Below are 14,382 nucleotides of genomic sequence, written 5' to 3' on the forward strand. Positions count from 1 at the left end.
CCGCGTGCGACAAGCGTGCTCGCGCCGATCTCGCAGTCGGGTTCCTTGGACGGGCGCGAACAGGCATGCCGGGCTGATGTGACGAGGACGATGAGATGGACGCGATAGCTGCGACATTGCTGAAGACGACGGCCTCTGGCGCAGGGGGCGGGCGGAAGCCGTTATCGGAGGCGACCGGCTTCGGATCGCTTTTGCAAGGCGCGCAACCGGATGCGGGTAGTGCCGCGAAGGCGGGGGCGTCGCCTGCGGCCGCCTCGCCCAAGGGTGCGACAGCGGCGATCCTCGCGGAGAATCCCGCGCTTCAGGTCGAACTGGCCGGGAAGCTGCAGAAGGTTCGGGATGGTGCGCTGGCAGAATTGGCGCAGGGCAAGCCGGTCGAGGCGGTGCTGAAAGAGCTGGGAACCTCGCTCGCGACGGTGCTCGCCGAGTTCGACGCCGCGCATGGCACGAAATTGCAGGAAGCGCTCGCCCAAGCGCTAAAAGGGATGCCGTTGCAAGCGGGCGGCGCGGAGGCAAAGCCCGCTTCGGATCATGCGCACGACAAAAGCGACACGATCGACGAGGTCTTCGCGAGCCTTCTGGTCTCGCTCGGTCTGCAAACGAAGCCGCCTGAGCCCGCATCGCCGCAAAAAGGCGGCACGCAGACCCAATCGGTCGCCGGTCTCATGCCCGCGCATTCTGTGGGCGACCTTTCCTCTCCGGCGGCGCAGCCGAAGCCTGAGGCGTCGCAGCCGCAGGTCATCACCTCCGTCCCGCAGGGGCTTGCCGGGGCGACGCCCGCGCCACTGGCGCCTGAGGTCCCGCAGAACGACATGGACCCGCGCGTGCGTGCCGTTCTGGAAGCCGCCGCGAACGGCGCGGGGAAGACGGGCAAGACCGAGGCGCAGGCGGCAGTGCTATCCGCCGCGCCGGGCAAGGGCGATCCCAAACCGGCGCAGCCATTCGCCGAGGCCGCCCGCGCCGGGGCTCTGCCCGATGCAGCCGTGGCACGGCTCACGCAGCATGACGCAAGTCACACAGCCCGCAGCGAGGCGGCGGCGCAATCGGGGCAGGCTACGGCCCAGCCCTCGCCGCGCTTTGCAGCCTTCGTCGCAACGCAACTCCGCCGCGCCGATCTGCAGGAGGGACGCACCCGCGTGGCGCTCACCCCGCGCGGGCTGGGCGATATCGAAATCGACGTGGAGCGTGACAAGCGCGGTCAGGTCAACGTGGTCGTTCGGGCCGAAAGCCCGGCGGTGCTGAGCGCCTTGCGCGGGGATCGCGAGACGCTCGCGGCGATCTTGGCGGGGCAGGGCCTGCAGATGGATAGCGGCGCGCTCGATTTCGAGCAATTCGGCGGTCATGGCGAAGGTGGAGAAGAACGCTCCTCCGGCCAGAGCGCGAGCATTGACGAAGACGTCCCCGTGCTGGGCGCCGATTGGCAGCCCACCATCGACGACGGACAACTGGATATCAGGACCTGAGGAGCCACAGATGAGCATCTCCCCGACAAGCACCAATCCGGCCGCGGCCACGACCGATGCCGCGACGAACACCGCGCAGTCGAAGCTCTCGGCGGATTACAACAGCTTCCTCCAGCTGCTGACGGCGCAGATCAAAAATCAGGACCCGCTGAAGCCGATGGACTCGACGCAATTCGTCTCGCAGCTGGCGCAGCTCAGTCAGGTCGAGCAATCGGTGCAGACCAATACCAACCTCAAGACCATCGACGCCAAGTTGAGCGCGATGGGCGGGATGGCGGATGTGGCCCTGATGGGCAAGACGGTGTCGCTCGCCTCCGACCGGATCGAGCTGCGCGACGGTCAGGCCAGCACCAGCTACGAGCTTGCCGCACCCGCCGATAAGGTGACTGCGATCATCAAGACGGAGGACGGGACCGAACTGCGCCGGATCACAGGCCTGCCCGGACGTTCGGGCGAGAAGATCGCGCTGAACTGGGACGGGCGCGATTCTGCGGGGCTGCCGGTGCCCGATGACACGTTCCGGGTCGAGATTGACGCGCAGGATACCGATGGCAATGCGGTTTCCTACGACACCTATCCCAGCACGCAGGTCGAGCAGGTGCGGTTCTCGTCGCAGGGGCAGTCGCTGGTTCTGCGCAACGGCGAGGAAGTGCCCAGCTCGCTCATCGTTGCGGTGTCGGGCTGACGCGAGTGTCCTCCGGCGCGGTGCGCGACCGGGGCTTTCCTATCCTTGCTTGAATGGCGCCGCGCTGTTCACCTTCGCCGATTGTAGGCCGGGCACACGGTCCTTGAGGCCGCGCTCGAGCAGCGGGACGAGGTCGTCAGGCGTGACCGTATCGGGTTCGAAGATCCGATTATCCGCGAGTCTGGTCAGCAGATCGAGCGTCTCGTCGCGCAGTTTCGGCACGAGCGCCGGACCATCGGGAAGCTCTTTCCCCTTCAGCACCAGCGTCACATCGACCGTCAGATAGCTGACCGCGCGGGCCCGGAAGATCGGGACCGTGATCGGCCCCAACGCGATGTCGCGCGGGGCAGGCTCGGGCGGGGCTTCGGGCGCTTTGGGCCCCGGCGCGATCTGGCTGCCGCCAAGATAGCCCAGGCCCGCCGCGACGATTGGCACCACCACGATGAGCAGCACGAGTGTTCTCCAGCGCGGCATCGGTCGCGCTCAGTAGGGCAGGACGACGTCGAGCGCGTCTTCCCCGTAGCGGGGCTGTTGCACCTTGCTGATCTGGCCTCGTCCGCCATAAGAGATGCGCGCCTCGGCGATCTTCTCGTAGGGGATGGTGTTGTCCATCCGGATGTCCTCGGGGCGGATGATCCCGGCCACGCGCAATTCGCGCAGCTCGTGATTGACCTTCACCTCCTGGCGTCCGGCGATCACGAAATTCCCGTTTTGCAGCTTCCGGATCACGAGGGCTGCGACCTTGAGGCTGATCGTCTCATTGCGTTTGATCGAGCCGGTGCCGCTGGCGCTCGATTGCGAGCTGAGATCGACGATGTTGCTGCCCGTGGGCAGGTCTTTCTCGCTGACGCCGGGCAGGATCTTCGCGATCTTTCCGCCATAGCCGAGGAAGGTCGGGAATCCGACGCTCTGGCTGCCGTCGCGGCTGCGCTGGGAGGCGTTCTGAAGCTGAGCCTCGTCGTTGATGTCGATATCGACGGTCAGCAGATCGCCCACCTTGTCGGCGCGCTGATCGCCGAAGAAGCCGGTGGAGCCGGTCTGCCAGAGCGAAGCTGCCTCGGCCCGTTGCGGAATGCGCGCAGGCTCCAGCGGCGGCATCGGGACGCTGACCCGGTTCACCTCGGGGATCGTGTCCCCATCGACGACCATGTCGCTCACTTTCGGGTCGCGCTCAAAGGCCGTGCCGGGACCGCAGGCGGCCAGCGCGAGCATCGGCAGGATGTAGAACGGATGTCTCACTTCTGAATCTCCACTTTGCCATCGGGCTTGGCGATGCCTTCGACAATCTTGTTGCTTACGAGATTGACCACGCGCACCGACTGATCCGCATGGGCGTCGGAGATCGCCTTGCCGGGCGCGGTCAGCGACATCGGGCCTTTCGAATATTCGATCGAGACCGGGTCGCCGCGCGAGATGATGACCGGCTCGGTGATCGACTGGCTCATCACCGGACGCCCGCGCGCTAGGACCCGGCGCACCTGCATCCCGGCCAGATGGTCGAGCTGCGTCACGGCATAGGCGCCCACTTGGCCATAGGGCAGGTCGACCATCTGGAAATCGTCGCCCGACAGGATCGCGCCGGGGAGGATCTGCTGCGTCGGCACCGGAACGGGCACGTTAAGCAGCGCAAGCCCCGCGAGGCGGCGCACATCGCCCGACGCCTCGACCGCATTCGCGAGAAACTGCCCCGTGGAGCGATCCATCCAGAAATCGCTGATCATCTCCGCGTCGCCGGGGTCGCTGTCTTGCAGCGTGATCTCGAAATGACCGCTCGGCGGCATCTCGAGGCCCCAGGACTGCTCTGCCTTCTCGGCGATCAGCACGCGCACGGATTCCGCGCTCGCGGGACCGGCAAGAAGCGCGGTGACAAGCGTGGCGAGAACGGCGGTCGCGGAGGCGAATTTCGGGATCATGGCATCACTTGATCTGGTTCGAGGTGGACATCATCTGGTCGGCCGTCTCGATCGCCTTCGAGTTCATCTCATAGGCACGCTGCGCCGAGATCAGGTCTGTGATCTGCTGGATGATGTTGACGTTGGAGCTCTCAAGGTAGCCCTGACGCAGGATGCCGACGCCCGGATCGCCCGGCAGCGCCTCGGTCGGATCGCCCGAGGCGGTCGTCGCCTGCAGAAGGTTGTTGCCCAGCGGTTTCATCCCCGCCTCGTTGACGAAGGTCGACATCGTGATCTGGCCGATCTGCACCGGGGTCGGGTCTTTGCCGACATAAGCCATCACGAGGCCCTGCTGGTTGATCTCGACATTGGTGGTGTTGGCCGGGACGTTGATGCCGGGTGCGACCTCATAGCCGTCCATCGACACGATCTGGCCCTCGGGGCTCAGCTGGAAGGTGCCCGCCCGGGTGTAGGCCTGGCTGCCATCGGGCATGTTGAGGGTGAAATAGCCGCCGCCGTCGATCGCGAGATCGAGCTGATTTTCGGTCTGCACCAGACCGCCTTGCGTGTTGAGCCGCACGACGCCCGCGCTTTGCACGCCGAGGCCGATATCGACGCCTACAGGGCGCGCGGTCCCGTCGGCCGAGGTCAGCGAGCCTTCGCGTTGCAGCGACTGGTAGACCAGATCCTGAAACGCGGCGCGGCTGCTCTTGTAGCCGGTGGTGTTGGCGTTCGCGATGTTGTTCGAGATCACGTCCACATTGGTCTGCTGGGCCAGCATCCCCGTCGCGGCAATTCCAAGTGCTCTCATGGTTCAGCTCCTTTTCGCGCCGGTCAGACTTTGCCAAGCCTGCGCAGTGTTTCCTGACGAAGGGTGTTCTGTTCATCCATCAACTTCACCGCCCGCTCGTAGGAGCGCTGGATGTCCATCATCCGGGTCATCTCGACCACCGGCTGAACATTGCTCTCTTCGACGAAGCCCTGCGCAACCTGCGTCGTGTCAGACGCGGTGAAGGCGGGGGCGGCACCTCCGGGCGCGGCAAAGAGGCCGCCGCCCAGCCGGTTGAAGCTCTGGATGTCGGGCACATTGAACATGCCCAGCGTGCCGATGGTGCCGCTATTGGGCCCCGAGATCGTGCCGTCGCGGGAAATGGTGATCTCTTCGCCCGGCGGGATCGCGATCGGCGCGCCGCCCCGGTCGAGAACCTTGTTGCCCGTCAGCGTCACGAGATTGCCCTGCGGGTCGACGGCCAGCCGCCCGTCACGCCCGAAAGCCGTCTGCCCCTCGGGCGTGGTATAGGCGAGCCAGCCGTCCCCGTTCAGCGCCACATCGAGCGGGTTGGACGTCTTGGTCAGCGAGCCTTGGCGGTCGTCGAGATAGGAGCCCTTGTCGAGCACGTAGCTCACGTCATCCTCGGGACCCGCATTGCCCTTCGAGTTGTAGCTCTCGGTCAGCGAGCGTTCCGCCTTGAAACCAGCCGTGTTGGCGTTGGCCATGTTGTTGGCCGAAATGTCGAGGCTGCGCCACAGCGTCGAGGCGAGGGATAGGGAGACGTAATTTGAGCTATCCATGAATTTCCGTCCGCGAGAATGGATCTTGTGGCTTTGTGCTTGGATCGCTGCCAATTCCTATTCAATAATGTTTGCTAATCTTGGAATAATCAATACTATTCTTTAATGCACGAAGGAATTCTGGTGCGCTTGGGCAAGAGGTGATGGAGTTGCGAGGCGGTTTCCCTTTCATGGGCGGCGTTTTGGCGCTCTGTCTTCTGTGCGGCGGCGCTGCGGCGGAGACGCTCCCCGCGCCCCCTCCTTTCGATTTCGCGCAATACACGCAGGCGGGGTTCCTCGCGGATCGCGATGCGCTGGACGCTGGCTTCGCTGCGGCCGATCCGGGGCCGTCGCGCGCCATTGCGCGGCTCGATCTTGCGGAATTCTATCTCGCCCATGTCATGCTTCCCGAGGGGCGCTCGCTGCTGGGCGACGAAATGCCCGACGGTTTGATCCCGGCAGAGCAGGCGCGCTGGCGCGCGATTGCGGCAGGGTTCAGCATCATGGAGGGGGAGGGCGTTCCGACTGGCACGCTCCTGCCGAATGCCGACTGGGCGAACTGGCAGGACTATCACCTCTGGGCGGCGCTGAACGCGATCACGCAGGGCGACGCGGTGGAGCTTGACGGCAATCTCGCGGGCGCGGCTGACCGGCTTCCGACCTATCCGCCCGTTTTCGTCGAGGCCTGCCTGCCCGCGCTTCTGGAAGGCGCGATCGCGGTCAAGAAATGGCCGCTGGCTCAGCGGCTGAGCCGGGATTTCGACGGCTACCCCGAGCTGAAATCGCAGCCGGTCTATAGCTTTCTTATTGGGCGGGTGGCGGAGCAGTCGCATCATCCCGACAAGGCCTATGCCGCCTATCGCGAAGCAGCGAAGGGGCAGGATCGTTACGCGCAGCGGGCGCGGCTTGCATTGGTCAGCTTGGGGCTCGAACATGGAGCGCTGACGCCCGACCAAGGTTTGTCGATGCTCGCCGAGGCTAACCTTGCGTGGCGCGGCGACAGGTTCGACCTTCAGGCGCTCGAACAGCGCGCGCATCTGGGCGAGACGTCCGGCCACGATGTGGATGCGCTGATCGCTTATGGTGAAATCCTCACCCGGTTTCCCGAGCGTCCACAGGCGCGCGCGGCGGCGCAGGCCGCCGACAAGCTGCTCAAGGCGTTTTATGCGAAGGGTGCGGCGGGGAAGATTTCGCTCACGGATTTTGCCGACGGGCATCAGCGGTTGGAGGCCTATTACGAGGTCCGCCCCGATTTTCAGACCTATGCCGAGCAATTCGCGGATCGCCTGCTGGAGCTGGGCGCGACGACTCAGGCCGCCACGGAATATCGCAAGATCAGGGAAGCTCTGAGCGCACAGCGCAAGGATACCCCCGAGGCGGTGTCGCAAGATCGGATGGCCTATCTGGCGCTGCGCGAGGCGGAGGCGCTTGCGCGCGGGGGGCAATTCGCCCGCGCCGCCAAGGTGCTGGAGGCTTCCGAGCGTCCCGCCGATGCGCAGGAGCTGAACCAGTTCAACGCGCTACAAGCCCGGATTCTGGCCGAGGCCGGGAAGACCGACGCGGCCTTGCAGGCCAAGGTCACCTCGCACTCGGTCGATCATCTGCGGCTTCAGGCGCGGCTCCACTGGAAGAAGGGTGATTGGAAGGCGGCGACCCGATCCTATCGCGAGTTGTGGAAGAAGGCCCCGGACGATTTCTCCGAGACCGACGCGGTCGAATTGCTGCTGGCCGCCTACCGCTCCGGCGATCTGACCACGGCCCGCAGCGTCGCCGAGGTCTTCCCGCGTCTGGCGGGGCGCGAAGATCTGAACAAGCTCGTCGCAAGCCTTCTGGCGGAGCCCGCCAAGCTCAGCCCGCTGATGGACGCGGCGGCGCGGGATCGGCTGCGCAAGGCGGATGACGCGCTCGAGATGGTCGGGTCGGAGGCGAAGCGGGCTGGCGGGTAGATATCTTTGCTATGCATCGCGCCTCGCCAGAATCGTTAAAGACAAAACGCAGATATTTTTAACTCCAGTTAAACATCGATCGCATATCTCCAAGATAGGACCCCCTTCTCTTCGGACATGAGAGGATAAAACCATGAGTATTTCGAGCGCGATGCAGACCGGCGTGAGCGGGCTGAACGCAAACTCCGTCGCCGTTGGCGAAATTTCCGAGAATATCGCGAATGCGAATACCACGGGCTACAAGCGCAGCTTCGCCCAGATGGTGACCATGACGCCGAGCGGCGGGCTCGATGCACCGTCGGGCGTCAATGCTGTCGTTTCCTCCGACGTGACGAACGGGGGCGCGGTGATCCCCACCAGTTCCGCAACCGATTTCGCGGTGAACGGGAACGGGTTCTTCGTCGTATCCGGCAGAGCCAATACGAGCGTCGAGTCCGATTACGTCCTGACGCGCGCCGGGTCGTTCAAGCCCGACGAGAATGGCGACCTTGTCAATTCGGCAGGCTATTTCCTTTCGGGCTACCCCTATACCGACGGCACGCTCGGCTCGATCGACGGCAACAGCTTCAATGGGCTGAAGACGGTGAACGTGACCGATGCGACGCTGAGCGCGAAGGCGACGACCACGGTCAGCGTGCAAGGCAATCTGCCCTCGCAGGAAACCGGAAACGCGACGCCGGGCGCACCCTTCACCTCGTCCTCGCAATATTTCACGCCGCTCGGTGCGGCGAAGCGGCTCGAATATTCCTGGCAGCCGACCGCTACCCAGAACCAGTGGGACGTCACCGTGTCCGATGGCGACGGCGTTCCCTACGGTCAGGTCACGGTCGATTTCGCCGCGAGCGGGCCGAATGCGGGTGCCCCGGTCAGCTATTCCGGCGTGACCAATCTCGCCACGGCGCCCGGCGCCTTCGCGATGGACACGACTACGGGCGTCATGAGCCTGACGATGAATGACGGTGGCACGACCCAGCCGATCGATGTCGGTCTCGGCGCGCTGAACAGCTTCGACGGGATGACCCAGTTCGCCGGGGATTTCACCCCGCAGAAATTCGACACCGACGGCTCGTCCGCCGGCGCGCTGACCCGGATGGAGGTCGATGATACCGGCACGATGTACGGGATCTTCGATAACGGCCAGCGGCAGGCGCTCTACAAGATTCCGCTCGCCCATGTGGCGAACCCGAACGGGATGCAGGAGGTCGATGGCGACGCCTATCGGCTGACCCGCAACAGTGGCGACTTCACGATCCACAAGGCGAACGAGGGCCCGGTGGGCACGATTTCCTCGGGAACGCTTGAAGGGTCGAATGTCGATATCGCGCAGGAATTGAGCGATCTGATCCGCACCCAGCGGGCCTATTCCACCAACGCGAAGATCGTCACCACGATGGATGAGATGCTCGACGAGACCACGCGTCTGAAACGCTGATCGCCACGCTGAGAACGGAGTAAACCCATGAGCCTGACGGGCGCCCTCCAGGCGAGCACGAGCGGTCTGCGCACGGCGCAGATGCAATCGGAAGCGACCTCGCGCAACATCGCGAATGCGAGCACCGAAGGCTATGTGCGCAAGGAATTGCCGCAGGTCACGACCGTGGGCGGCCTCGTGCAAACCGGCGAGGCGCGGCGCGAAGTCGACGCCTCGCTCAACCGCATGTATCGGCAGCATTCCTCTGCCATGGCGCGCGAGCAGGCGATCTACGAGGCGGTGGGCGAATATACGGCGACCCTCGGCCAGCCGGGCGACGGTCTGTCGCCCGCGGATCGCCTGACCGATCTGCGCAGCTCGATGATCGCGCTGGTGAACAATCCCGGCAGTAACGCGGCGCAAAATGGCGTGGCGGCCTCCGCGCAGGAGATGGTGACCTCGCTGAACCAAAGCAGCGACATGCTCGCGCGGGTCGGCGGCGAGGTCGATATGGAGATCAAATACGACGTCTCGGATTTCAACGAGACGCTGCACAAGATCACCTCGCTCAACAAGCAGATCTCGGACGCGCCGCCCGGCTCGCTCGGCGCAGCCGATCTGGGAGACCAGATGGATGTGCTGGTGGAAAAGGCGTCGAAGCTGATCGACATGCAGGTGCGTCGTTCCACCGACGCGCGCGCGACGCTCTACACGGCTGGGGGCACGCCGCTCGTCGATGGGAATCAGGCGAGCTACATCACCTATGATCAGGTGGCTGGAAAGCTGTTCGCAGGCAAGACGGAGATCACCCCGGACTCCGCCGACGCACGCGGCTTCCAGAATGGCAGCCTCGCCGGGCTGTTCGCGGTGAAGAAGGACGTTCTGCCGCGCTTCCAGCTTCAGCTCGACGAGATGGCTCGGGGGCTCGTGCAGGGCTTCGAGAGTGCGGACGCCTCGCTCGCGCCGGGGCAGGCGGGGCTCTTCACCGATGCAGGCGCAGCCTACGATCCCGCAAATCTCGAAGGGTTGGCGGGCCGGATTTCGGTCAATGCGGCGGTGGACCCCGCGCAGGGTGGGCAGCTCTCGCGCCTGCGCGACGGGATCGGCGCCACCGCGCCGGGTGCCGCAGGCGACTCGACCCAGATCGAAGCCTTCGTGTCGATGTTCGACGATCCGCTTTCGGCGGCCCCGGGCACTGGGCTGGAGCCATCGCTGTCGCTGCGCGACTATGGAAGCAACATGATCTCGGCGCAGGAGTTCGAGGGCACCCGCGCGCAGGAGCGTTTCGCCGCCGCGCGCACCGCCGCCGAGACGGTGAACGGCACGCGCCAGGGCATTCAGGGTGTGAACATCGACGATGAGATGCAGAAGCTGATAACGATTCAGCAAAGCTATGCCGCGAATTCAAAGATGATGACTGCCGTCATGAAGATGATGGATACGCTGCTCGAAGCCGTCTGAGGAGACTGAACGATGATCCCCCTAATCCGGAATTCGCTGTCGACCTTGCAGATGAGCTTGATCTCGCGGCGATCGGTCAGCCGCACCACGGCAGAGCTGCAACGGACGAGCGACGAGGTCGCGACCGGCCGCAAATCCGATGTCTATGCGGATATGGGGGCGAAATCGGCCTTCGTGCTCGCGCTGGAAGATCGCGCGACGACCAACTCGCATTTCATTACCTCGAACAAGCTCCTCGGGAGCAAGCTGGATATGATCGCATCCAGCGCGTCGACGGCGCGCGGGGCGGCGCAGGATGTGCTCGGTCTCGCCGTCGGGAACCTCGAGCGCCCCGGCGCTTCGGCGGCGACCCTGCAGCAAAGCGCGCGCGCCGCCCTCGACACCATCATGACGAGCCTGAATGTCTCGCTCGACGGGGAGCATCTGTTCTCCGGGGTGGCTTCGGACAAGGCAGCGCTGCGGGGCTATGACGCGACGAACGGTGCGACGGGTCTCTCGGCGGGGGATGTCCTGTCGGGGATCGTGGGCAGCGGCCCCGCAGATGCGACCCAGGCCGCGGCGATGCTGTCGCAGATCGACAGCGTGTTCGATGACACCAATGCCGATCCGGCCAAACGCTACAGCTCGACCTTCTTCCAGGGCGATGCGACAGCCGGGACGCCGCGCAAAACGGCGCTGATCGGGGATGGCGAGACGCTCGATTACGGGATGCAGGCGGACGATCCCGAGTTCCGCAACCTGATCAAGGGGCTTGCGTTGTTCGCTTCGACCGACGTGTCGAAGATCACTGATCAGGATGCCTATAAAAGCTGGGTGGCAGCCGGCGTCAAAGCGCTGAGCGATGGCGTCGAAGGGCTGCGCAATTCCGAGACTGCGCTGGGTGCGAAGCAGAAGCGGCTCGACATCAAACTCACGCAGCAGCAATCGATGGATTCGGTGCTGAACAGTCGTCTGTCGGATTACGTCTCGGTCGATCCCTATGAGGCCGCGACCCGGATGACCGCGCTCCAGACGCAACTCAGCGCGAGCTACAGCGTAGCCGCGCAGATGTCGAAACTGTCGATCCTGAATTATCTCTGAGCCGCGCGTTTATCGCGCGGCTACCGTGCCCCGCGCGTCGGTTTGCTCATAGGCTGCGAGCTTCACGTCTCTCGTGCTTTCCAGCTCGCTGAACTTGTAGCCACGACCGTAGACCGTCTCGATATATTGGTGGCCGCTATCGGCCGCATCGGCGATCTTCTTGCGCAGCTTGCAGATATAGACGTCGATGACCTTGTCGAAGGGCTGGTCGTCGCTCATCCCGTAGACCGCGTCATAGATCGCGCCTTTCGCAATCACCTTGTTCGCGTTAAGCGCCAGGTGCTGGAAGATCGCGTGCTCACGGTTCGACAGCTTCAGCCGCGCGCCGGAGACCAGCGGATCGCGCCCGTCGAAGAAGGCGGTGATCTCGCCGACACTGATGCTCTCGGCAGCGTGGCCATAGGAGCGGCGGATGATCGAGTTGATCCGCGACAGTGCCTCGATCCCCTTGATCGGGCTGACCATGACGTCGTCGGCCCCGGCATCGAGCGCTTCCGAGGCATCGCGTGAGTTCTTGAAATCGCGCATCACCAGAACCGGATTGCGGCAGCCGCAACTCCGGATGGCCCGGATATAGTCGGTCACTTCCGGGCAGTCGCCGATCAGGATCGCCCGCGTGTCGACGCCCTTCTGGTTCAGCGTGCTGAGATCGGACGCGAAGAAGGATGCGGGGACGAGGACGGGTTGCAGCCCAACGCTCTCCAGCTCGCTGAGCAGGCCGCGAACGCGGCCATCGCGAGGCTCAAAGACGTAAATATTCATGCAGGCCTCCATCCCGGGCAAGTTTCTCGCACAAGCGGCAAGATCACGCTAAGTTGCCACAAAGGATTAGTCAAGAATAGTACTGATTTATATTGGACACTATTTATGTTTTGCTTTAATTTAGCGGAATGTGCTGGTGATGTGAGGAAACTATGCTTGCTTCTTTGCGCCGAAAAGGTAATCGGGCGTCGTTTTCTCGCGCCGGGGTTCGTGGGGCGCTCGTCGCGCTCTCCGTCATTGCAGGGACGCTCTGCGCGATCCCGGCCGCCGCGCAGGTTCGCATCAAGGATATCGCCAGTTTCGAGGGCGTGCGTGAGAACCAGCTCGTGGGCTACGGTCTCGTGGTCGGCCTGAACGGCACCGGCGATACCCTCAACGGCAGCCCCTTCACCAAGAAGTCGATCGAGGGGATGCTCGAACGGCTCGGCGTCGGGAACCTCTCCGGCGATGCGATCAAGACGAAGAATACCGCCGCGGTGATGGTGACGGCAAAATTGCCGCCCTTCGCTCGCCGCGGCTCGACGATCGACGTGACGATCTCTTCGCTCGGCAATGCGGACAGCCTGCGCGGTGGCACGCTGATCGTGACGCCGCTCGTCGGGGCGGATGGCGAGATCTATGCCGTGGGGCAGGGGCCGATCTCGGTCGCGGGCTATAGTGCGAAGGGTAACGCGGCGAGCATCGTGGATGGAGTGCCGACCGTCGCGCGGATGGAGAACGGCGCCATCGTCGAGAAGGAAATCGCATTCGAATTGAACTCGATGAGTTCCGTGCGCCTGTCCCTCCGCGAGCCCGATTTCACGACCGCATCGCGCGTCGCCGGGGTGATCAACGACAAGCTGGGCCACAACACCGCGCAGATGCTCGACCCCTCCACCATCGAAGTGCAGGCGAAGGGCAAATACGGCGTGCCGGAGCTTTTGGCGATGATCGAAAACCTGCCCGTCACGCCCGACTCCGTTGCCAAGGTGGTGGTCGACGAGAAATCCGGGACCATCGTGATCGGCTCGAATGTTCGGATCGATCAGGTCGCGATCAGTCAGGGCGGTCTGACCGTGAAGGTCAAGGAAAGCTACGCGGTCAGCCAGCCGAAGCCGATCTCGATCGGGGAGACGGTCGTTGTGCCCGAAACGGATGTACAGGTCGAAGAGAGAAACACCCAGTTCAGCGTACTCCAAGGGGGCGATGTCAGCCTTCAGGACCTCGTGGACGGTCTGAACGCAATCGGCGTCGGCGCCCGGCAGACGATCTCGATCCTGCAGGCGATCAAGGCCGCGGGTGCGCTTCATGCCGATCTGGAGATCATCTGATGAATCCGCTCGATCCGTCGAAGGCGTCGCTCTCGGCTGCGTCGCTCAAGGCGCCTGCCGCATCCGGTGCGAAGTCGCAGGACGCGAAGGAGATCGCCAAGAATTTCGAGGCGACCTTCCTGCAGCAGGCCGTGGGCGAGATGATGAAAACCGTGAAGATGGGCGGTCTCGATGGTGGCCACGCCGAGGAGATGTGGAAGTCCTTCCTCGCACGCGGCATCGCCGACGAGATCGCCGCCTCCGGTCGGACCGGGATCGCGCAGAGCGTCGAGCGGATGATCGGCGCTTACAACTCGAACGGAGATGACTATGGCTGATGAGACCCCGTCGCGTTTTCGAAAGCGGATGCAGGCCCGGCGCGATATCGCCGCCGAAGGCCCCGTTCTGACCGACGAAGATGATGCCAACCTCGCCGCTTTCGAGGCGAATATCGATGCGACGCTCGATCTGCTGCATGAGGAAATCGCGGCGGTCGAAGCGGGGCATCTCGATCGCGTCACCGAGCTTTATGATAGCAAGGCGGACCTGCTGAAGCGGATCGAGTTGAAGATCCCCGTGATCGAGCCATTCCTCGAAGCGTCTGAGGATGCTGCGCCCGCGCTTCGCGAAAAGCTCCGCCAACTGAAGACCGCCGTGCAGGACAATAGCGTTCTACTGTCGCGGATGTCCGAGGCGACCCGCGAGATCGTGCGCGAGATCGAGAAGATCCGGAACCGGCACAGTCTCGATGGTCTCTATGGAAAGAGTGGCAAACCGGTCACAGGACAGGACGGTCCGCAGATGCATATCGATAGGGAATTCTAGGTTTCCCGCATTCGTTA

Annotated in this window: 15 protein-coding genes; 9 read left to right on the plus strand and 6 right to left on the minus strand. The window is 64.0% G+C overall.

Annotation, left to right across the window (positions count from 1 at the left end; all coding sequences use genetic code 11):
- Positions 1-95: 95 nt before the first annotated feature.
- Together ACZ7GB_RS14480 and ACZ7GB_RS14485 are read left to right on the plus strand one after the other, a co-directional pair.
- Entirely contained in the window at positions 96-1,463 is a 1,368-nt protein-coding gene (locus ACZ7GB_RS14480) for a flagellar hook-length control protein FliK (protein ID WP_472159238.1), read from the plus strand.
- A gap of 10 nt (positions 1,464-1,473) precedes the next feature.
- Positions 1,474-2,148, plus strand: a complete 675-nt coding sequence (locus ACZ7GB_RS14485) for a flagellar hook assembly protein FlgD (protein ID WP_472159239.1) — start codon at positions 1,474-1,476, stop codon at positions 2,146-2,148.
- Between the two features lie 39 nt (positions 2,149-2,187).
- On the opposite strand, the gene ACZ7GB_RS14490 is transcribed toward ACZ7GB_RS14485, so the two are convergent.
- From ACZ7GB_RS14490 to flgF, 5 genes are read right to left on the minus strand one after another with little or no spacing between them, the layout of a single operon-like run.
- Positions 2,188-2,622 (minus strand): hypothetical protein, encoded by a 435-nt coding sequence (locus ACZ7GB_RS14490; RefSeq protein ID WP_143593917.1) that lies wholly within the window; start codon positions 2,620-2,622, stop codon positions 2,188-2,190.
- 9 nt (positions 2,623-2,631) lie between these two features.
- Positions 2,632-3,387 carry a flagellar basal body L-ring protein FlgH gene (flgH, locus tag ACZ7GB_RS14495; protein ID WP_472159241.1) on the minus strand — a complete coding sequence of 252 codons (756 nt, stop codon included), beginning with the start codon at positions 3,385-3,387 and terminating at the stop codon, positions 2,632-2,634.
- Positions 3,384-4,061 (minus strand): flagellar basal body P-ring formation chaperone FlgA, encoded by a 678-nt coding sequence (gene flgA / locus ACZ7GB_RS14500; protein WP_078545138.1) that lies wholly within the window; start codon positions 4,059-4,061, stop codon positions 3,384-3,386. The genes flgH and flgA overlap by 4 nt, the downstream gene beginning before the upstream one ends.
- 4 nt (positions 4,062-4,065) lie before the next feature.
- A complete protein-coding gene (gene flgG, locus ACZ7GB_RS14505; RefSeq protein ID WP_078571508.1) occupies positions 4,066-4,851 on the minus strand; it encodes a flagellar basal-body rod protein FlgG in 786 nt (261 codons plus the stop codon).
- 23 nt (positions 4,852-4,874) lie between these two features.
- Positions 4,875-5,612 (minus strand): flagellar basal-body rod protein FlgF, encoded by a 738-nt coding sequence (flgF, locus tag ACZ7GB_RS14510; protein WP_472159243.1) that lies wholly within the window; start codon positions 5,610-5,612, stop codon positions 4,875-4,877.
- Between the two features lie 170 nt (positions 5,613-5,782).
- Between flgF and ACZ7GB_RS14515 the strand changes: the two genes are divergently transcribed.
- From ACZ7GB_RS14515 to ACZ7GB_RS14530, 4 genes are all read left to right on the plus strand, one after another.
- Positions 5,783-7,537, plus strand: coding sequence for a tetratricopeptide repeat protein (locus ACZ7GB_RS14515; protein WP_472159245.1), 1,755 nt, complete (start codon positions 5,783-5,785; stop codon positions 7,535-7,537).
- A gap of 133 nt (positions 7,538-7,670) precedes the next feature.
- Positions 7,671-8,969 carry a flagellar hook protein FlgE gene (locus ACZ7GB_RS14520; RefSeq protein ID WP_472159247.1) on the plus strand — a complete coding sequence of 433 codons (1,299 nt, stop codon included), beginning with the start codon at positions 7,671-7,673 and terminating at the stop codon, positions 8,967-8,969.
- A 27-nt stretch (positions 8,970-8,996) separates the two neighbouring features.
- Positions 8,997-10,409 (plus strand): flagellar hook-associated protein FlgK, encoded by a 1,413-nt coding sequence (gene flgK, locus ACZ7GB_RS14525; protein WP_472159248.1) that lies wholly within the window; start codon positions 8,997-8,999, stop codon positions 10,407-10,409.
- 12 nt (positions 10,410-10,421) lie between these two features.
- Complete coding sequence (locus ACZ7GB_RS14530) at positions 10,422-11,489, plus strand: flagellin (protein ID WP_078604346.1); 1,068 nt, start codon at positions 10,422-10,424, stop codon at positions 11,487-11,489.
- A gap of 9 nt (positions 11,490-11,498) precedes the next feature.
- Here the strand turns inward: ACZ7GB_RS14530 and ACZ7GB_RS14535 are convergent, their stop codons facing one another.
- The gene (locus tag ACZ7GB_RS14535; protein WP_078547203.1) at positions 11,499-12,251 is read right to left on the minus strand and encodes a response regulator transcription factor; all 753 of its coding nucleotides are present in this window, start codon (positions 12,249-12,251) and stop codon (positions 11,499-11,501) included.
- 152 nt (positions 12,252-12,403) lie between these two features.
- Here ACZ7GB_RS14535 and ACZ7GB_RS14540 point away from each other — a divergent pair, with 152 nt between their 5' ends.
- From ACZ7GB_RS14540 to ACZ7GB_RS14550, 3 genes are read left to right on the plus strand one after another with little or no spacing between them, the layout of a single operon-like run.
- Positions 12,404-13,561: a flagellar basal body P-ring protein FlgI gene (locus ACZ7GB_RS14540; RefSeq protein ID WP_472159250.1), complete on the plus strand. Its 1,158-nt coding sequence runs from the start codon at positions 12,404-12,406 to the stop codon at positions 13,559-13,561.
- Positions 13,561-13,878 (plus strand): rod-binding protein, encoded by a 318-nt coding sequence (locus ACZ7GB_RS14545; protein WP_472159251.1) that lies wholly within the window; start codon positions 13,561-13,563, stop codon positions 13,876-13,878. The genes ACZ7GB_RS14540 and ACZ7GB_RS14545 overlap by 1 nt, the downstream gene beginning before the upstream one ends.
- Positions 13,871-14,365, plus strand: coding sequence for a flagellar biosynthesis protein FlgI (locus ACZ7GB_RS14550; RefSeq protein ID WP_472159252.1), 495 nt, complete (start codon positions 13,871-13,873; stop codon positions 14,363-14,365). The genes ACZ7GB_RS14545 and ACZ7GB_RS14550 overlap by 8 nt, the downstream gene beginning before the upstream one ends.
- The last annotated feature ends 17 nt before the right edge of the window (positions 14,366-14,382 follow it).

Source organism: Thioclava sp. PTB-PU3-1 (assembly GCF_055666785.1).

Excerpts from the sequence above, each read along its gene's own strand:
- ACZ7GB_RS14480 (WP_472159238.1), top strand. The coding sequence starts at position 96 with ATGGACGCGATAGCTGCGACATTGCTGAAGACGACGGCCTCTGGCGCA.
- ACZ7GB_RS14485 (WP_472159239.1), top strand. The coding sequence starts at position 1,474 with ATGAGCATCTCCCCGACAAGCACCAATCCGGCCGCGGCCACGACCGAT.
- ACZ7GB_RS14490 (WP_143593917.1), bottom strand. The coding sequence starts at position 2,622 with ATGCCGCGCTGGAGAACACTCGTGCTGCTCATCGTGGTGGTGCCAATC.
- flgA (WP_078545138.1), bottom strand. The coding sequence starts at position 4,061 with ATGATCCCGAAATTCGCCTCCGCGACCGCCGTTCTCGCCACGCTTGTC.
- flgG (WP_078571508.1), bottom strand. The coding sequence starts at position 4,851 with ATGAGAGCACTTGGAATTGCCGCGACGGGGATGCTGGCCCAGCAGACC.
- flgF (WP_472159243.1), bottom strand. The coding sequence starts at position 5,612 with ATGGATAGCTCAAATTACGTCTCCCTATCCCTCGCCTCGACGCTGTGG.
- ACZ7GB_RS14515 (WP_472159245.1), top strand. The coding sequence starts at position 5,783 with ATGGGCGGCGTTTTGGCGCTCTGTCTTCTGTGCGGCGGCGCTGCGGCG.
- ACZ7GB_RS14520 (WP_472159247.1), top strand. The coding sequence starts at position 7,671 with ATGAGTATTTCGAGCGCGATGCAGACCGGCGTGAGCGGGCTGAACGCA.
- flgK (WP_472159248.1), top strand. The coding sequence starts at position 8,997 with ATGAGCCTGACGGGCGCCCTCCAGGCGAGCACGAGCGGTCTGCGCACG.
- ACZ7GB_RS14530 (WP_078604346.1), top strand. The coding sequence starts at position 10,422 with ATGATCCCCCTAATCCGGAATTCGCTGTCGACCTTGCAGATGAGCTTG.
- ACZ7GB_RS14535 (WP_078547203.1), bottom strand. The coding sequence starts at position 12,251 with ATGAATATTTACGTCTTTGAGCCTCGCGATGGCCGCGTTCGCGGCCTG.
- ACZ7GB_RS14540 (WP_472159250.1), top strand. The coding sequence starts at position 12,404 with ATGCTTGCTTCTTTGCGCCGAAAAGGTAATCGGGCGTCGTTTTCTCGC.
- ACZ7GB_RS14545 (WP_472159251.1), top strand. The coding sequence starts at position 13,561 with ATGAATCCGCTCGATCCGTCGAAGGCGTCGCTCTCGGCTGCGTCGCTC.
- ACZ7GB_RS14550 (WP_472159252.1), top strand. The coding sequence starts at position 13,871 with ATGGCTGATGAGACCCCGTCGCGTTTTCGAAAGCGGATGCAGGCCCGG.